Raw genomic sequence first — 17,372 nt, 5'->3', positions numbered from 1 at the left:
GTTCCAGCCCCCTGAAGACCCTCTGATCGGAGATCCGCCGCACCATGTACGAGCTGAACCGGGTCCGCCTGTACTCCATCGGCCCTGCCGGTGCGCGGTACGCCGACACCGTGCTCGACCTGAGCGGCGTCGGCGATGCCGTCCCCGATCCCGCGCCGCGTCAGCCCGGGTTCTTCGACGAGGAGGAGAACGGGCCGGTGCGCCGCCCGGCGCCCGCCGGTGTGCTGTTCCTGGAGAACGGCGGCGGCAAGTCGGTGCTGCTCAAGCTGATCTTCTCGGTGATGCTGCCGGGCCACCGCAACACCCTCGGTGGCGCGAGCTCCGGCGTGCTGCGCAAGTTCCTGCTGGCCGACGACTGCGGGCACGTCGCCCTGGAGTGGCAGCACACGCTGACCGGCGAGACGGTGGTCGTCGGCAAGGTCAGCGAGTGGCGCGGACGCCAGGTCTCCGCCGACCCGCGCAAGTTCGCCGAGGCGTGGTACTCGTTCCGGCCCGGTCCGGCGCTCGGCCTGGACTCGCTGCCCGTCGCCGAGCGCGCCGTGCTGATGCCCGCGCCCGGCCAGGACGCGCCGAAGGTCAGCGCCCGCGGGCGCCGCCGCACCATGAAGGGCTTCCGCGACCTGCTGATGGAGGCGGGCAAGCTCGCCCCGGAGCTGGAGGTCACCTGGGAGGAGGGCCACGAGCGCTGGACGGAGCACCTGAGCGCCCTCGGCCTGGACCCGGAACTCTTCCGCTACCAGCGCGAGATGAACGCTGACGAGGGTGAGGCCGCCGGCCTCTTCGCGGTCAAGAGCGACAAGGACTTCACCGATCTGCTGCTGCGGGCCGTCACCGACACCCGCGACACCGACGGGCTCGCCGACCTGGTCCACGGCTTCGCCAGCAAGCTGGGCCGCCGCGCGGAGCTCACGGCCGAGCGGGACTTCACCGGCGGCTCGCTCGACCTGCTGCACCGCATCGCCGAGGCCGCCACCGCCCGCGAGGGCGTGCGCGAGAGCCACCGTGCCGCCGAGCGGCGCACCCGGCGTCTGGCCCGCTCACTGTCCGCCCGTGCGGGCCTGGAGCGGGGGCGCGCCGGGGAGTTGGAGGAGCAGGTCGCCGCCGCGGGCGACGCCGTGGCCGAGGCGTACGAGGCCCGCACCCGGCAGTCGCTGATCACGGCCGAGTTGACGCACCGTCATGCGAGCCTCGCGCTGGCGGACGCCACGGCCGACGCCGCCGGGCTGCGACGCGAACTGCTGGAGGCCCGCACGCTCCACTCCGCCTGGCAGGCCACCGAGCTGGTGCTGCGCAGCCGGGCTGCCGCCGACCGGGCCGCCCGCGTCTCCGCCGCGATCCGCGAGGCCGAGCGGGACGCCGCACCCGCGCTGGCCGCGCGCACCAAGGCCGCCGTCGCGCTGGTCCGCGCGCTGGAGGCCGCTGCCGAGGCCGCCGAGGAGCGGGCCGACAGCGAGGAGTCCCGCGCGCACGAGCTGCAGGCTCAGGGCGAGGCCGCCCGCCGCGACGCCACCGCCGCCGTGACCGCCGCGCAGAAGGCCCGCTCCGAGGGTGACCACCTGCGCCAGCGTCTCGCCGAGGTCGAGCAGGAGACCCAGCAGGCCGTCCGCTCCGGCTGGATCGACACCGCCGGCGGGGACTCCGAGAGCCCCGAGGCTGTGGACCCGGCCCGTGCCGCCCTGGAGGCGTCCGACGCCGAGAAGCTCGTGGGCGCCGCCTGGGAGGAGGCGCGTGCCGTCGCCGAGCAGGCCGCCGGGCGCGCCCGCGAGGCCTCCGCCCGCGAGAACCGCGCCGAGCTGGCCGCCGCGCGCGCCCAGGACGCCCTCGCCGCCGCCGAGACGGCGCTCGCCACGGAGGAGCACACGCTCAGCCTGCTGGCCGCCGAGCCGCGGATCACCGCCCTGCTCGGCGTCGCCGACGGCGAGCTGACGCCGCGGCAGCTCGATGCCGCCGCCGACTCGCTGCGCGAGCAGCTCGACCATGCCGTGGCGACCGCCGAGCGCACCCTGTTCGACCTGCGCACCCAGGCCGCCGACGACTCCCGCATCCTGGCCGCCCTCGGCGACGGCGGGCTGCTGCCGCCCGGCCCCGACGTGCTGGCCACCGTCGAGTACCTCGGCGAGCACGGTGTCCCGGCCCTGCCCGGCTGGCGCTACCTGGCCCAGTCCGTGGACCCGGTGGACCACGAGCGCATTCTGGCCGCGCGCCCGCAGCTGGTCGACGGCGTCATCGTGACCGACCCGGCCTCCCTCGTCCGCGCCCGGGAGATCCTGGCCGCCGCCGCGCTGCTTCCGCGCTCCGCCGTCGCGGTGGGCACCTCCGCCGCGCTGCTCGGGCCGGTCACGCAGGAACCGGGCGACGACACCGGTGTCTTCCTGGTGCCGCCGAACCCGGCCATGCACGACGAGTCAGCCGCTGACGAGGAGCGCCGCCATCTGCGCGACCGCGCCGGGGCCCGCGATGAGCAGATCCGCGAGCTCGCCGCCCGCCTCGGCGGGGACCGGATGCTGGTGGGCCGGCTCTCCTCCTGGCGCGCGGGCTGCCCGGCTGGCCGCCTGGCCGAGCTGGCCCTCGACGTCGACGCCGCCCGGATGGCCCTGGAGGCCGCCTCCGCCGAGCGCGGCGCGGCCCGGGCCCTGCACGACGAGGCCGAGCAGGAGCGCGCCGACGCCGCCCGGATGCGCGAGACCCGGCTGGAGGCCGCCCAGCAGGCCCGCCGCCGCGCCGACGCGCTGGCCGGTCTCGCCTACCGGCTGCGCGAGCGCTCCGCCTGGACGGCCCGCCTGCGCGAGGTCGCCGACGAGACCAGCCAGGCCGAGCTGCGTCAGCACGCCTGCACCGAGCTGGCCCAGGCCGCCGACGAGGACCGCCGCGCCGCCCAGCGCGCCTCCGACGACGCCCGCCGCACCGTCCGCGCGCTGCGCGCCGAGCGTGCCGAACTCCCCAGCGCCGACCTGCCGGACGGCCTGGACGACGCCTCCGGTGACGTCCCGACCGCGTCGCTGCCCGCACTGCGCGAGGCCCACCGGGTGGCCGCCCAGCTCTACGAGAAGGTCGGCGTCGGCGCCGACCTGCGGGCCGAGCAGGCCCGCGCGGAGAGCGACGAGTCCTCCGCCCGCGCCGAGCTGGACCGGCTCACCAACAAGGTCCGCACCCGCGCCGACGAGCTGCTCTCCACTCCCGACGGCGCCGACGGCCCCGCCCGCCAGGCCGCGGCCGGCCGCGCGGAGGACCTGGTGCAGACGATCGAGGCCCGTGCCTCGACGGCCAGCGAGCAGCTGGGCCGCCTGCGCGGCGACGCCGAGCGCAGCGCGCCCGCGAGCGGAGAGGCCCACACCGAGCTGCCCGAGGAGCTCGTCCCCTCCGGCCAGGAGCACGCCCGTGAGCTGCTCCGTGCCGCCACCTCCGAGCTCGCGCAGCGCAGCGACGCGCTGGACGCGGGCCGGACCGCCCACGCCGAGCTGCAACGCACCCTGGAGTCCGCGCAGCACGCCGCCGCCGAGTTCGACGAGACCACGGCCCAGCTGCGCGACGGCCTGCGCGAGCCCGCCGCCGAGGGTGCCCACGGTGAGGACGAAGAGCACGTCGCCCCTGTCACCGGCACTCTGCCGGAGGCCCGGCATGCCGCCTCGGACGCCCGCCGCCACCTGCGCGCGGCCAGCGCCGAGCTGTCGGCGGCCGACCTCGCCGTCCGCGACGCGAGCGACGCGCTGATCCGGCACGCCAACTCGACCCGCTTCGAGGCGGTCCGCACCCCGGCCCGCCAGCAGATCCGCGAACTGCCCGCCGCCGTGCTGCCCGAGCACGCCGCGCAGTGGGCCGCTGCCTTCGCGCCGCGCCTGCGCGTGCTCACCGACGAGCTGGAGCAGCTGGAGCGCAACCGCGAGAGCATCGTGGACCGCCTGCGCGGGCTGGTCGAGTCCTCCCTCGCGACGCTGCGCGCCGCCCAGCGCCTCTCCCGGCTGCCCGAGGGGCTGGGGGAGTGGTCGGGCCAGGAGTTCCTCCGGATCCGCTTCGAGGAGCCCGACCAGGCCGTCCTGACGGAGCGCCTGGGCGAGGTCATCGACGAGGCCACGCGCGCCGCCGTCAGGCGTCAGGGCGCCAACTCCGCGGCCGGGGCCGTGGACTGGAACCGCCGCGACGGCATGTCCCTGCTGCTGCGCGGCGTTCACGCCGCGCTGGAGCCGCGCGGGGTCATGGTCGAGATCCTCAAGCCCGACGCGGTGCTGCGCGCCGAGCGGGTGTCGGTCAGTCAGATGTCCGACGTGTTCTCCGGCGGTCAGCTGCTCACCGCGGCCATCGCGCTGTACTGCACGATGGCGGCGCTGCGCGCCAACGACCGCGGCCAGGCCAAGCTGCGCCACGCGGGCACGCTGTTCCTCGACAACCCCATCGGGCGCGCGAACGCGACGTACCTGCTGGAGCTCCAGCGGGCGGTCGCCGACGCGCTCGGGGTCCAGCTGATCTACACCACCGGCCTGTTCGACACGACCGCGCTGGCGGAGTTCCCGCTGATCATCCGCCTGCGCAACGACGCGGACCTGCGCGCGGGCCTGAAGTACATCTCGGTGGAGGAGCACCTGCGCCCGGGCCTGCCCCGGCTCGACGAGGAGGAGACCGAGATCCACGGCGCGGTCAGCGCCACCCGCGTGTTCCGCCGCCCCCGCCCGGAGGACGACCCCGTCGGCGCGGACGCGTCGGCGGCGGAGGCGGCGGAGCCGGCCCGCCCCTAACGCCGCAGGCGGGCCTCAGCGGGGGCGCTTCGCGCCGGTCATGGGCCCTATGCCGCCGGAGCCGTGGAGGCGTTCGCGGCTGGCGCGCTGGGTGATCCACACGTCGAGGCCGAACCAGGTGGTGAGGAACACCCCGACCACCGTCACCGTCAGCGCCCAGCCCACGGTCGACGCGTGGCCGAGGGAACAGAAGAACGTGAAGACCAGCGCCACCAGTGTGAACGCGAGGGCGAGCACCAGTCGCACCCTCGCCCTTCGCGACTCGTCGGGAACACGTGCCATGACCTCGCCTGCCTCCTACGCCTCCACGTACGCGACCAGGATGGCCGAACGCAGCACCGATACGGAGTAGATGACGCGTACACCCTCGGAGTCGTTGCGGTAGTCGCGGATCAGGGGGAAACGCGTCGGCACGCCCATCTCCGGGTCGATCGCCAGCTCGTTGAGCGCGCGGTCGAGTCGGCGCACCTCCTCCGCGTCCGTCAGCGCGTCGACCTGCTTGCGGGCGCCCTCGGTGAACCGGATCTGTGCCGGACGGCGCCGGAGCCTACGGGACACGGCCGTCGAGCCTCGCCAGCGCCAGCTCGCGGATCTCCTCCCAGGCCACGCACTCCTCGTCCGTCGGCAGGCCGTTGGCCGCGATCTGCTCCAGCGCGGCGGCCAGGCTGTCCGCCCTGGCCCGCTCGTCCGCGGCCCAGGCGCGCAGCGCCTGCGCCTCGTCGGGTTCCAGCTCCATACCCGGCTGACTCACTTGGCCCTCCCCAGGCCGCCGTGTCCCTGCCTCCCGCAGGCTACCCGGACCCTACCGGGTCGAGGCTCGGCCGATCGAGTGAGCGTACGAGCGGTCGCAGACCCCGAAGGGGCCTGACTCAGGGCCGGTTGGGGTCGGGGTGCAGCGCGACGAAGAGCGACCAGGCCGGTGCCGCCGGGTCGTCGGGACGGGCGGCGAACTCCTCCAGCAGGTCGGACAGACGGGTTCGGAACTCCGCCATGTCCGCGGGGGAGAGCCGCAGTCCGAGCCGGGAGGTGTCGACCTCGGCGGCGGGGGCCAGCGCGAGCTCTTCCAGGAACGTGTCCAGCAGGGCGCGGTCGCGCCCGGGCATCTCCAACTGCCAGGACTTGCGGGTGGCCAGGTAGGGGATCTCGCGGGCGCCGCGCGCACCGCGCCGCTCGGCCTGGGCCTCCAGGAAGCCGGTGCGGACGAGCGTTCTGGTGTGGTGCAGCACGCTGGCCGGGTCGCGGCCGAGCACGGCGGCGATCTCCTTGTTGGTGCGGGCCTCGCTCAGGCAGACGCGCAGGATGCGCAGCCGGAGGGAGCTGGCGAGGGCCTTGGCCTCCTCGTCCGTCGCCGGCCTGCGTTCGGTCATGGTCAGCAGGGTACGGGAGCCGGCGCGGGCGGAGCGGAGGAAAGTGATTGACATAACCCAATCACTCGCGCGACCGTGGTCGCCATGACTTCCGCCACGGCGCCCGCGGGCCCCGCCACGCCCCCTGGCCGCCTCTGGCGGCACCGCGACTTCCGGCGCCTGTGGATCGGCGAGAGCGTCAGTCAGTTCGGCAGCACCGTCAGTCAGTTGGCGCTACCCCTGGTCGCGGTGCTGGCCCTGCACGCCTCCACCTTCCAGGTCGGGCTGCTCACCGCCTGCGAGACGGCCGCCTTCGTCCTCGTGGGGCTTCCGGCAGGGGCCTGGGTGGAACGGATGCGGTTCCGCTCGGTCCTCGTCGCGGGCGACGCCGCGCGCGCCGTGCTGCTGGCGTGGGTGCCGCTCGCGGCGTGGCTCGGCGTGCTGGACATGGGCCAGCTCTACGTCGTCGGCCTCGCCACGGGCGTGAGCACCGTCTTCTTCGACGTGGCCTACCAGTCCTACCTCCCCCAGCTGGTCGAGCGGGAGCAGCTGGTCGAGGGCAACGCCAAGCTCCAGGCCAGCGAGTCGGTCAGCCAGATCGTCGGGCCCGGCGTCGGCGGACTGCTGATCCAGGCGCTCGGAGCGCCCTACGCGGTGCTGGTCGACGCGCTCAGCTTCCTGTGGTCGGCGGGGTGGGTCGCCGCGATCCGCACCCCCTCGCCCCGGCCCGAGCGGAGCGCGGAGCGCCATCTGGCGCGCGAGATCGGCGAGGGCCTGCGCTTCGTGCTCCGGCATCCCGTGCTGCGCGCGATCGCGGCGTGCACGGCCACGGCGAACCTGTTCGCGTCGATGGCCGGTGCCGTCTTCTACGTCCTCCTCGCCCGCGAGCTGCGCCTGTCGGCCGGCGTCATCGGACTGCTCACCTCGACGGCCTCGATCGGCGGACTGGCGGGCGCGCTGTGCGCGGCCCGGGTGGCGGCGCGCCTCGGGCAGGGGCGTGCCATCTGGGTGCCGATCGCCCTCGCCGGCCCGTGCGGGCTCGTCGCGCCGTTCGTGCACCGCGACTGGACGCTGGGCCTGCTGGCCGCGGCCCAGCTGGTCATGTGGTGCGGCATCGTCGTCTACAACGTCACCCAGGTGAGCATGCGTCAGGCCCTGTGCCCGCCGGGCCTGCTCGGCCGGATGAACGCGACCATGCGGTTCCTGGTGTGGGGCACCCTGCCGCTCGGCGGACTCCTCGGCGGCGTCCTCGGCACCGCGATCGGCGTGCGCGCCACCCTCCTCGTCGCCGGCGTCGGCGGGACGCTGGCCTTCCTGCCCGTCTTCCTCTCCCCGCTGCGCACGCTGCGCACGCTGCGCGAACTGCCCGTCGACGTCGACGTCGACGCGGACGCCGACGGGCAGTTCGCGCCGGGAGCCCCGGACGGAGAGGATCCCGTCAGGGTGTGAGCCGGTGCAGGTCGCGGGGGAAGAGGGTAGCCAGGCGGATGTTGTCGGCGCCGGTGAGCCGGGCCGTCCAGCGTTCCAGGCCGAGGGCGAAGCCGCCGTGCGGCGGCATGCCGTGCCGGAACGCCGCGAGGTAACCCGCGTACGGCTCGGGGGACTCGCCGCGCGCGGCCAGGGCGTGCAGGTAGTCCTCGTGGCGGTGCAGGCGCTGGCCGCCCGTGATCAGCTCCAGCCCGCGGAAGAGCAGGTCGAAGCTGCGTGAGTACTGCGGCCGCTCCGGCTCGGGGTGGGTGTAGAACGGGCGCTTGGCCATGGGGTAGCCGGTCACGAAGAGGAACTCGCTGCCGTACTCGCGCAGCGCCCACGCCGACAGCCACCTTTCGTGCGCGGGCGCGAGGTCGGGCTCGCCGCGCGGGTCTTCTTCGGTGTGCTCGGCCAGCAGCTCCTGCGCCTGTGCGAAGTGGATCTCCGGGATGCGCTCGGGCACCTGCGGCAGCGCGACGTCGAGGACCCCGCACGCCTCACCCGCCCGCTCCCGCACCGCCGCCGTCATCCCGGCCAGCACCTGCCGGACCACGTCCATCACCTCGCGGTGGTCGGCGATGAAGCCCAACTCCGCGTCGAGCGAGGTGTACTGCGCCAGATGCCGGGCGGTGTCGTGCGGCTCGGCCCGGAACACCGGGCCGGTCTCGTAGACCCGCTCGAAGACGCCGACCATCGTCTGCTTGAAGAACTGCGGCGACTGCGCGAGGTACGCGGGCGAGCCGAACCAGTCCAGTGCGAAGACGTCCGCCCCCGACTCGGTGGCCGAGTCCACCACCTTGGGCGTGTGGATCTCGGTGAAGCCCAACCCGTCCAGCGTCGCCCGGAAGCCCGCGATGGACGCCGCCGCGATCGCGTGCGGGGCGCGCAGGCGCGGGTGGCGCAGCGTGACGGGGGCGTGGTCGAGGACGGTCGGCAGCCCTGCCGGCACGGACGGGCGGAACAGGTCGAACGGCGGTGCCGCCTCGGGTGTGCTGACCACGGTGAACCGCGGGGACGTCACCTCGACGCCGCCGGGTGCCTGCGCACTCGCCGTCGCCAGGCCGGTCACCTCCAGGACGCTCTCCTCGGGCAGGCGGGCGGCCAGCGCACGTTCCGCCGGGTCGGTGACGACGACCTGCGCCAGTCCGGAGCGGTCGCGCAGGACGAGGAAGTCGAGGGCCTTGAGGCTGCGGGTGCGGTGCAGCCAGCCGTGGAGCGTCACCTGACGGCCAGTCAGGCCGGGCAGCTCGGCGGCGAGCGTACGGGACGCCGGTACCGACGTGGCGGGCATGGGGGAAGTGGGGGAGATCATCGCAAACCTCTGCTGAGTGCTTGGGTGATCCCTTGGGAGTGCGGGCGAGAAGGGGACTCGCGGTGCCACCGCACTTTCGCCGCCGCCGGGTGACGGCGGCCTCGATGCGGCCCGGTGACGGGGGCCGGCCGGCGGGGCATTGGGCTGAGCCCTGCGGGCTCGGCCGTTCCTCCCCGCGCTCGGGAGGGTCTTCACCACCGGGGGCAGGTCCGCCTTCTCAGCTTCCGGCGGCTCTCTCCGACCTGCCCGCTTCCGGTGACTACTCGTCTCCGTCGACGCGTTCCGGCGAGGTTACGTGCGCTCGCACGTGGCGGGCAACGCGTTTTCGGCGGAGCGGGCGGGGCTGCGACCGGGGATCAATCCAGCACCGTGTCCAGCTCCTCCAGCGCGCCCGCGACGATCGAGCGCATCGCGCGTTCCGCCGCGGTCGCGTCGCCCGCGGTGATCGCCTCGGCGACCTCGCGGTGGAGCTGGACCGCGTACTCCTGCGGATGGTGCGGCATCAGGTGGTGCTCGGTGCGGCCGCGCAGGACCGCCTCGACCGTCGCGCCCAGGTGGGCGAACATCTCGTTGCCCGAGGCCTGGAGCACCGTGGCGTGGAAGTCGGCGTCGTGGCGGAGGAAGGACACAAGGTCCCCGGCCCGGCCCGTCATGGTCATCTCCATCGCCAGCGCGCTGAGGGCGCGCCGCTGGTCGTCCGTGGCCTCCCGGGCCGCGAGCGCCGCCGCCGCGGGTTCGACCGCGACGCGGAGCGAGCCGAGGGAGCGCAGCTGCGCCGCGCGGTCGGCGCCGGCCAGTCGCCAGGCGATCACGGTGGGGTTGAAGACGTCCCAGTCGGACTTGGGCCGGACGGTCACCCCGACCCGTCGCCGGGAGGCGACCAGGCGCATGGACTCCAGCATCCGCACCGTCTCGCGCACGACCGTGCGCGAGACGCCGTAGCGGCTCTCCAGCTCCTCGATGCGCAGCACCGACCCCTCCGGGAGCTCACCCGAGGCGATCGAGGGACCGAGGTCGGCGAGGAGACGGCCCGGCAGGCCCTGGATGTCCATCCGTCCAGGTTAGAGGCCGGGGCGCTGTGCCATAGATATGACTTTTGAGTTTGAGCGGCTTGATTAAGTCATACCTTTGGATGACACTCAGGGGCGACCGGACAGAACGGAGCACCAAGCATGGCTCTCAACGTCGAGATCCAGCCGCCGGCCGGCCAGGCCCCGGCCATCGTGGTGATGGGCGTGGCCGGGGTCGGCAAGACCACCGTCGCCCAGGCCCTCGCGGCCCGTCTCGGACTGCCCTACGGGGAGGCGGACGACTTCCACCCCGCTGCCAACATCGCCAAGATGGCCGCCGGGCATCCCCTGGACGACCAAGACCGCGAGCCCTGGCTCAGGGCGCTGGGAGCCTGGCTCGCCGAGCGGGTCGCCGAGGACACCGGGGGAGTCGTCACCTGCTCGGCGCTCAAGCGCGGCTACCGCGACCTGCTGCGCGAAGCCTGCCCGGACGCCTTCTTCCTGCACCTGACCGGCGCGAACGCACTGGTCGAGGAGCGGCTCGCGCACCGCAGCGGCCACTTCATGAAGGCGCAGATGCTCGACTCCCAGCTCGCCATCCTCGAACCGCTCGGCGCGGACGAGAACGGCGCGGTGCTGGACGTCGGCCCCACCCCCGAAACCCTCGTCGAGTCCGCCGTGGCCCTGCTGCCACGGCCAGTCAACGGAGACCTCGCGTGAGCACCACCCTGCCCGTTCTCCACCTCGCCGACGCGGCCCCACCCGCGCTCACCCACAGCGGCAGTCAGGCGCAGCTGCTGCTCGCGGCGCTGCTCGGCATCGCCGTGATCGTCGCCCTGATCACCCGCTTGCGACTGCACCCGTTCCTGGCACTCACCCTCGGCTCGATGGTCCTGGCGGCCGTCGCGGGTGCGCCGCTGGACAAGTTGACCGCCAGCTTCGCCACCGGCTTCGGCGCCACCGTCACCAGCGTCGGCCTGCTGATCGGGCTCGGTGCGATGCTCGGCAAGCTGCTCGCGGACTCCGGCGGCGCGACCGTCGTCGCCGACACCGTACTGGCGCGCTCCAGCAAGAGGACGCTGCCCTGGGCGATGGCGCTGATCGCCGCGGTGCTCGGCCTGCCGCTCTTCTTCGAGATCGGCGTCGTGCTGCTGATCCCGATCGTGCTGCTGGTGGCCCGCCGCGGCAACGTCCCCGTGCTGCGGGTCGGCATCCCGGCCCTGGCCGGCCTCTCCGTCCTGCACGGCCTGGTCCCGCCGCACCCGGGCCCGCTGGTTGCGGTCTCCGCGCTCCACGCCGACCTCGGCGTCACTCTCGCGCTGGGCCTGCTGGTCGGCATACCCACGCTGGTGATCGCGGGCCCCCTGTTCGCCCGTGTCGCCGAGCGCTGGGTCGGCCCCTTGGAGATCCCCACCCGCACCCTGCCGGGCGAGGACGCCTCCCAGCGGCCGGAGCACACCCCCGCGTTCGGCGCGGTGCTGGGCACGATCCTGCTGCCGGTCGTCCTGATGCTGGCCAAGGCGCTGGTCGACGTGGTCGTCGACAACCCCGCGGCCGGGGTGCAGCGGGCCTTCGACTTCGTCGGTTCGCCGCTGATCGCGCTGCTGCTGTCGGTCCTGGTCGCGATGTTCACCCTGGGCCGGGGCGCCGGCTTCACCAAGGAGCGGATCTCGGGTGTCGTGGAGAAGTCGCTGGCCCCGATCGCCGGCATCGTCTTCATCGTCGGCGCGGGCGGCGGCTTCAAGCAGACGCTGGTCGACGTGGGCGTCGGCGACGCGATCAGCTCCTGGGCGGACAAGCTGCACATCTCCGCCCTGCTGCTGGGCTGGCTCATCGCGGTCCTGATCCGCCTCGCCACCGGCTCGGCGACGGTCGCGACGATCACCGCGGCGGGCATCGTCTCCCCGCTGGCGGTGGGGATGTCCACGACCCACACCGCCTTGCTGGTCCTGGCCGTCGGCGCGGGCTCGCTCTTCTTCAGCCATGTGAACGACGCGGGCTTCTGGCTGGTCAAGGAGTATTTCGGGATGAGCGTCGGCCAGACGATCAAGTCCTGGTCGGTGATGGAGACCGTGATCTCGGTGACCGCGATCCTGCTCATCCTGCCGTTGGGCCTGGTGCTCTAGTCGCCCGCTGCTCCGGATGCGGACCGCGGGGATGTGTGTGAGGCTGGAGAACGAGCGGGTAGATGGAGCGTGCGAGTCCTCCCAGCTCCACTTCATGGGGCTGTAGCTCAAAGCAGAGCGACCCGCTCTCTTGCGTGGTCCGGGCGGTCCGGGGCTGACGAGCCCCGGACCGCCCGCGTCGTCACCGCCGCCTCACAGGCCCGGGAGGGTCTCCTGCTGGCGGCCGCGCGGGGGCTCGGGCAGGCGCAGTTCGGTGCAGACCGGGCCGTGGCCGCGGGCCCGCGAGGCGGCGTCGCGCAGGGGGCGGCCACAGCCCGTGCAGCGCACTACCGACTCCTCGACCGCGGAGACCGGGATCAGCGCGTCATCCTTCACAGGCCCCAGCGTAGGGGTGGGGACCGACACGCGTCCCGGCTACCTCGCGGCGCGCGGGCGGGTGCGGGCGTGGATGGTGCCGCCGGGGGCGTACCAGCCCGCCTTCTGCGGACCGCCGGGCTCGGGTCCTCTGCGCACGAGCGCCGCAGCGCCTCGGTCGCGCGCCCCGTCGTGGTGCACGAAGCGCCCGACGAGCTCAGCCGCTCGCGCACGGACCCGGGGGTCCGGGTCCTCGGCCAGATGACGCAGTGCGGGTGACCGGGTGGTCGAGCAGCCGGCAGCAGCCCTCGCGGACGGCGGCGTCACCCGCGTGCAGGCCTGCGCGGATCGCGTCGAGCGCGGCCGCCCCGCGGCGCAACAGCTCGTGGAACCCGGGGACGGTGCGTTGCGGGTCGCCCAGGCACGAGACGAGGGCTTCGTTGTCGGTGGTGACGAGTCCCAGCATGCAGCCAGAGTCGGGACGGGGGTCCGTCCGGGGCAAAGGGTTTCCGGCTCAGGGCCCAGGGCTGACGGCTCCCGCCTCAGGGCTGCGTGGGGCCCTGGGGCTCGGCGGCCTTCGCCGCCTTCGCCTCCCTCCGGGCGGCGTCGCGGCGCCCGAGGCGGCGGCCGAGGCGCAGGCCGACGAAGAGGACGGCCACCACGAAGACCACGCAGCCGATGATCAGCAGCCAGAACAGGCCCTTGACGATCGCTCCGAGGAATCCGCACACGACCGCGATCAGCAACAGGAACAGGAAGATCGCGAGCATGGGCCGCTCCTCGGACGTGGTCGATCATGCCTCTCCAGTGTCGTCCGGACGCCCGTGCGGCGCGCGTCGGCGTCGTCGCTCGCGCTACGCGCGTCACCCGCGCGACATCTTCTGCTAGGTCAGATGTTCCAAGGCGAACAGGTTGTGAAGAGATGTCATGCTCTCTTCCAGTTGCCCCCGTTCGCCCCGGAGACTCTTTGGCATGAGCATCTCTCTACGCGCGTTGAGCACGCGCAACACGGTCCTCGTCCTCGCTGTCGGCGTCCTCGCCGCCACCGGTCCCGTCCTGCTGCCCGCCGCCAGCGCGCACGCCGACGTCAGCGGCACGGTCTGTCAGACCGCGCTGCCGTCGCAGGCCGACGACACCCTGAACCTGATCGCCCAGGGCGGGCCCTACCCGTACAGCCAGGACGACACGGTCTTCTCCAACAACGAGGGCGTCCTGCCGAGCGAGCCCTACGGCTACTACCACGAGTACACCGTGGTGACGCCGGGCAGCCGGACCCGCGGCACCCGCCGCATCGTCGTGGACGTGCCGGACCAGATCGACTACTACACCGACGACCACTACGCGACGTTCGAGCAGATCGACTTCACCTGCTGAGCGCCGCTCCCCGGACGGGCCCGGCGGACACCCCCGCCGCCGGGCCCCAGGGTGCGTGGCTCAGGGCCACGTCCGTGTCAGCGGTCGGCCAGGGCGAGGTCGAGGCCGAAGGCGATGAGGACGGTGCCGGTCGCCGCGTCGAGGGTGCGGCGGGCCGTGGCGCGGCTGACGCGCAGGTGGCGCAGCAGGCCGCGGAGGCGGTCGGCGGCGAGGATGAGCAGGGTGAACCAGGTGAGGCCCTCGGCGTCGTGGACCAGGGCCAGCAGCAGGCCCATGGCCAGGTGCGGGGCGTGCGGGGGGATGAACTGCGGGAGCATCGCGGTGTAGAAGACGCCGATCTTGGGGTTGAGCAGATTGGTCGTCAGGCCGCGCCGGTAGGCGCCTCGCAGCGTCGTCGCCCGGGCCCCCGGCAGGGCGTCCGCGAGGGACGCCCTGCGGCGCAGGGCGCGGAGCATGCCGACGCCCATCCACAGCAGGTAGCCCGCGCCCACGAGCCGCAGGGCGAGGTAGGCGTCCTGGGAGACCGTCAGGACCGCCGTCGCGCCGCCGGCCGCCGCCGCGCCCCACAGCAGGGCGCCGGTGTTGATGCCGAGCGCGGTCGCGAACCCGTGGGCCCGGCCCCCGCCGGCGGTGCTGCGCAGGACGAGAGCCGTGTCGAGGCCGGGTATCAGCGTCAGCAGGCCCGCGACGACGGCGAACGATGCGACGGCGGAGGAGATGCTCATCGCCCTATCCTGCCGCTATGCGAGCGAGTTCGCGGCGTCGATCGTGAGCTTCGGGCGGGCGGGTGGCGCAGCCTGCGAGCACCCCGTCAATGCTCCGGTCGCGACGGTCAGGCCGATCCAGGCCGCCAGGCCAACCGGCCGAGCGGTGACGCACTCGTCCCATGACGCTTTCCCCCGTTCCCCGGGCTTCCCCCCCCGGAAGTCCAGGGAAGATCATTCGCCGGTCCGGGCCATCTTGTCTAGACCACCTGAGCCTTCGTCGAGATCCGGCGGCGGTGGACCAGGTCGGCGGCGGCCTCGGGCCACCGCTCGTGCTCGAAGCGGAATCCGGACCCGCTCAGGCGTCCGGGCACCACCCGGCGGCTCTTCAGCAGCAGTTCCGTGTCGCTGCGCAGGGCGAACGCGCCGACCTCGGCCATCCAGCGGGTGGCCGGCAGGCCGACCGGCCGGCCCCAGTTCTGCCGCAGCGCCCGCATGAACTCCCGCTGCGGGAGCGGGCCGGGGGCGGCCAGGTTGACCGGGCCGTCGATGTCCTCGCGCTCCGCGAGGAACAGCACCGCCCGGACGAAGTCCACGTCGTGGATCCAGGAGACGTACTGCCGCCCGCCCGCCACGGGGCCGCCGAGGCCGAGGCGGGCCATCGACGACAGCACGTCGAAGACGCCGCCGCGGTCGGGGCTCATCACCATCGCCGCGCGCAGCGCGACCTTGCGGGTGTGCGGGGTCTCGGCGCGTTCCTGTTCGCGCTCCCAGTTCCTGGCGATCCGGACGCTGTACTCCCAGTACCCGGGCACGCCCGGCTCGGCGCCGCCGATCAGGCCGGTCGCCTCGTCGTTCGGGGCGTCGAAGCGGTGGGCGTAGACCGTCGCCGTGCTCATCTGCATCCAGACGCGCGGCGGACGGGCGGCCTTCACGATCGCCTCACCGACCACCCGGGCGGACTCGACGCGCGAGTCCATCATCTGCCGCAGGTTCGCGTCGGTGTAGCGGCAGCTGACACTGCGCCCCGCCAGGTTGACCACGAGGTCCGCGCCGTCGAGCGCCTCGGCCCACGGGCCGAGGGTGCGGCCGTCCCAGGCGAGCTGCCGCTCCCGCGTCGGCCGCCGGGTGAGCACGACCACCTCGTGCCCGGCCGCCGTCAGCGCCCGGTCCAGGATGCCGCCGACCTGTCCGCTTCCGCCCGGAAGGACCACCTTCATCGCGTCCGCCCCCTCTTCCCACATTATTGAACGCGTTCAAAAAGCCTCGGGGCTCACCATACGCCCAAGGCCCCGCCGTCGACGACGGCGGGGCCTCGAAAGGGCAAAAGGGGGAGCGTCAGGCCTGCGGGAAGCGCTCCGCCAGGAAGGCGTCGACCTCCGCGCGGACCTCGGGGGTGTCCAGGCCGCGGACCGTCGTGGTGGTGCGGCGACGCAGCACGTCGTCGGCGGTCGCCGCCCACTCGTGGTCGACGGCGTAGGCGACCTGGGCCCATACGTCCGGGCCGTCCGGGTGGATCGGGCGGCCCAGCGCGGGGTCCTCGTCGATCATCCGGGCCAGGTCGAAGGAGAGCGTGCCGTAGTGGGTGGCCAGGTGACGGGCGACCAGCGGGTCCATCCGGGCACCGGGCTCGCGGTCGACCAGCAGGCGGTGCGCGACCGCGTTCGGGCTGGCCACGCCCGGCAGCGGGACGGTGCGCGGGATCGTCGACATGTCCTCCGCCAGCCCGGTGCCGGGCACGTGCGCGAGCTTGTCCAGCACCACGCGGCCGATGTGACGGTAGGTCGTCCACTTGCCGCCCGCGACCGACAGCATGCCGCCGCGGCCCTCGGTGACCACGGTCTCGCGCTTGGCGGCCGCCGTCTGGCCCGGGCCGCCGGGCAGGACCCGCAGGCCCGCGAACGAGTACGTGATCAGGTCGCGGTCCAGGTGCTCGTCACGGATCGCGTGGGCGGCCTCGCCAAGGATCTGGTCGACGTCGGCCCCGGTGGCGCGCACGTCGGCCGGGTCGCCGGTGTACTCCTCGTCCGTCGTGCCGAGCAGGACGTGGTCCTCCCACGGGATGGCGAAGGAGACCCGGTACTTGTCGATCGGGATGGTCAGCGCCGCGTTCCACGGCGCCTTGCGCCTGAGTACCACGTGCGCGCCCTTGGACAGGCGGATGCTCGGGGCCGAGCCCGCGTCCTCCATGGTCCGCAAGTGGTCCACCCACGGGCCGGTCGCGTTCAGCACCAGCCGGGCGTCGACGCCGAACTCCTCCCCGGTGAGCCGGTCGCGCACCTCGGCGCCGGAGACCCGGCCGCCGACGAAGCGCAGGCCCGTCACCTCGGCGTGGTTCAGCACGACCGCGCCGGAGTCCACCGCCGCGCGCACGGTCATCACTGCGACGCGGGAGTCGTTCATCTGGTGGTCGCCGTAGACGGCGACCGAGCGCAGGCCCTCGGTCTTGAGCGCCGGGACCTGCTGGGCGGCGGTCGCGGCGGTCGCGACGTGCCCCATGCCGTCGCGGAACGCGGACAGCGCGGAGTACAGGAAGACGCCCGCGCCGAGCTTCGGCGCGGAGTGCGGGCCGCCCTTGTAGACCGGCACGAAGAAGGTGAGCGGGTTGACCAGGTGCGGGGCGACGTCCGTGGACAGCGCGCGGCGCTCCTTGTGGTTCTCCGCGACCAGCTTCACCGCGCCGGTCTGCAGGTAGCGCAGACCGCCGTGGACGAGCTTGGACGAGGCACTGGAGGTGGCCCCGGCGAAGTCGCCACCGTCCACCATCGCGACCCGCAGGCCGGACTGCGCGGCGGTCCAGGCGACGGCCGTGCCCAGGATGCCACCGCCGATGATCAGCAGGTCGTAGGTGGCACTGCTCAGCAGCGCGCGCGCCTGCGCGCGGTCGGCCGTGCGGTTGGCGCCGAGGGTCGGCATGGAGTGCATCGGAAGTTCCCTCAAATTCCT

The 17,372-nt window shown here is 73.8% G+C and carries 17 protein-coding genes; 5 read left to right on the top strand and 12 right to left on the bottom strand.

Annotation, left to right across the window (positions count from 1 at the left end; translation table 11 throughout):
- The first annotated feature begins 44 nt into the window (after positions 1 to 44).
- Positions 45 to 4,730, top strand: coding sequence for a hypothetical protein (locus ABH931_RS09350; RefSeq protein ID WP_370111747.1), 4,686 nt, complete (start codon positions 45 to 47; stop codon positions 4,728 to 4,730).
- Between the two features lie 15 nt (positions 4,731 to 4,745).
- On the opposite strand, the gene ABH931_RS09345 is transcribed toward ABH931_RS09350, so the two are convergent.
- From ABH931_RS09345 to ABH931_RS09330, 4 genes are all read right to left on the bottom strand, one after another.
- Positions 4,746 to 5,012, bottom strand: coding sequence for a hypothetical protein (locus ABH931_RS09345; protein WP_370111746.1), 267 nt, complete (start codon positions 5,010 to 5,012; stop codon positions 4,746 to 4,748).
- A 15-nt stretch (positions 5,013 to 5,027) separates the two neighbouring features.
- Positions 5,028 to 5,288, bottom strand: a complete 261-nt coding sequence (locus ABH931_RS09340; RefSeq protein WP_370111745.1) for a hypothetical protein — start codon at positions 5,286 to 5,288, stop codon at positions 5,028 to 5,030.
- The gene (locus ABH931_RS09335; protein WP_370111743.1) at positions 5,278 to 5,481 is read right to left on the bottom strand and encodes a hypothetical protein; all 204 of its coding nucleotides are present in this window, start codon (positions 5,479 to 5,481) and stop codon (positions 5,278 to 5,280) included. The genes ABH931_RS09340 and ABH931_RS09335 overlap by 11 nt, the downstream gene beginning before the upstream one ends.
- A 118-nt stretch (positions 5,482 to 5,599) precedes the next feature.
- The gene (locus ABH931_RS09330) at positions 5,600 to 6,097 is read right to left on the bottom strand and encodes an ArsR/SmtB family transcription factor (protein WP_370111741.1); all 498 of its coding nucleotides are present in this window, start codon (positions 6,095 to 6,097) and stop codon (positions 5,600 to 5,602) included.
- A gap of 84 nt (positions 6,098 to 6,181) precedes the next feature.
- On the opposite strand from ABH931_RS09330, the gene ABH931_RS09325 reads away from it, so the two are divergent.
- The gene (locus ABH931_RS09325) at positions 6,182 to 7,525 is read left to right on the top strand and encodes an MFS transporter (protein ID WP_370111739.1); all 1,344 of its coding nucleotides are present in this window, start codon (positions 6,182 to 6,184) and stop codon (positions 7,523 to 7,525) included.
- Here the strand turns inward: ABH931_RS09325 and aspS are convergent.
- Together aspS and ABH931_RS09315 are read right to left on the bottom strand one after the other, a co-directional pair.
- Positions 7,515 to 8,837: an aspartate--tRNA(Asn) ligase gene (gene aspS / locus ABH931_RS09320; RefSeq protein ID WP_370111737.1), complete on the bottom strand. Its 1,323-nt coding sequence runs from the start codon at positions 8,835 to 8,837 to the stop codon at positions 7,515 to 7,517. The two genes, ABH931_RS09325 and aspS, sit on opposite strands and share 11 nt — an antisense overlap.
- Positions 8,838 to 9,214: 377 nt before the next feature.
- Positions 9,215 to 9,910 (bottom strand): FadR/GntR family transcriptional regulator, encoded by a 696-nt coding sequence (locus ABH931_RS09315; protein ID WP_370111735.1) that lies wholly within the window; start codon positions 9,908 to 9,910, stop codon positions 9,215 to 9,217.
- 120 nt (positions 9,911 to 10,030) lie between these two features.
- Between ABH931_RS09315 and ABH931_RS09310 the strand changes: the two genes are divergently transcribed.
- Together ABH931_RS09310 and ABH931_RS09305 are read left to right on the top strand one after the other, a co-directional pair.
- Positions 10,031 to 10,588 (top strand): gluconokinase, encoded by a 558-nt coding sequence (locus ABH931_RS09310; protein WP_370111734.1) that lies wholly within the window; start codon positions 10,031 to 10,033, stop codon positions 10,586 to 10,588.
- Positions 10,585 to 11,994 (top strand): GntP family permease, encoded by a 1,410-nt coding sequence (locus ABH931_RS09305; RefSeq protein ID WP_370111733.1) that lies wholly within the window; start codon positions 10,585 to 10,587, stop codon positions 11,992 to 11,994. Before ABH931_RS09310 ends, ABH931_RS09305 begins: the two co-directional genes overlap by 4 nt.
- 192 nt (positions 11,995 to 12,186) lie before the next feature.
- Here ABH931_RS09305 and ABH931_RS09300 read toward each other — a convergent pair whose 3' ends face one another.
- The 3 genes from ABH931_RS09300 to ABH931_RS09290 all read right to left on the bottom strand — a co-directional run bounded on the left by ABH931_RS09300 (position 12,187) and on the right by ABH931_RS09290 (position 13,118).
- A complete protein-coding gene (locus ABH931_RS09300; RefSeq protein WP_370111732.1) occupies positions 12,187 to 12,369 on the bottom strand; it encodes a DUF6011 domain-containing protein in 183 nt (60 codons plus the stop codon).
- Between the two features lie 196 nt (positions 12,370 to 12,565).
- Positions 12,566 to 12,814: a hypothetical protein gene (locus ABH931_RS09295; protein ID WP_370111730.1), complete on the bottom strand. Its 249-nt coding sequence runs from the start codon at positions 12,812 to 12,814 to the stop codon at positions 12,566 to 12,568.
- Positions 12,815 to 12,890: 76 nt separating this feature from the next.
- Positions 12,891 to 13,118, bottom strand: coding sequence for a hypothetical protein (locus ABH931_RS09290; RefSeq protein WP_370111728.1), 228 nt, complete (start codon positions 13,116 to 13,118; stop codon positions 12,891 to 12,893).
- Between the two features lie 202 nt (positions 13,119 to 13,320).
- Here ABH931_RS09290 and ABH931_RS09285 point away from each other — a divergent pair, with 202 nt between their 5' ends.
- Positions 13,321 to 13,722, top strand: coding sequence for a ribonuclease domain-containing protein (locus ABH931_RS09285; RefSeq protein ID WP_370111726.1), 402 nt, complete (start codon positions 13,321 to 13,323; stop codon positions 13,720 to 13,722).
- A gap of 77 nt (positions 13,723 to 13,799) precedes the next feature.
- Here the strand turns inward: ABH931_RS09285 and ABH931_RS09280 are convergent, their stop codons facing one another.
- The 3 genes from ABH931_RS09280 to ABH931_RS09270 form a co-directional block, all read right to left on the bottom strand.
- On the bottom strand, positions 13,800 to 14,447 hold the full coding sequence (locus ABH931_RS09280) for a LysE family translocator (RefSeq protein ID WP_370111724.1): 648 nt from the start codon (positions 14,445 to 14,447) through the stop codon (positions 13,800 to 13,802).
- A gap of 239 nt (positions 14,448 to 14,686) precedes the next feature.
- Positions 14,687 to 15,646, bottom strand: coding sequence for an epimerase (locus ABH931_RS09275; protein WP_370111723.1), 960 nt, complete (start codon positions 15,644 to 15,646; stop codon positions 14,687 to 14,689).
- A 118-nt stretch (positions 15,647 to 15,764) separates the two neighbouring features.
- On the bottom strand, positions 15,765 to 17,351 hold the full coding sequence (locus tag ABH931_RS09270; RefSeq protein WP_370111721.1) for a glycerol-3-phosphate dehydrogenase/oxidase: 1,587 nt from the start codon (positions 17,349 to 17,351) through the stop codon (positions 15,765 to 15,767).
- Between the last annotated feature and the right edge of the window lie 21 nt (positions 17,352 to 17,372).

The sequence above is a fragment of the Streptacidiphilus sp. MAP12-33 genome, assembly GCF_041261265.1.
In the GTDB taxonomy this organism is placed as follows: Bacteria; Actinomycetota; Actinomycetes; order Streptomycetales; family Streptomycetaceae; genus Streptacidiphilus.
This window is presented reverse-complemented; position numbering and strand designations above follow the sequence as displayed.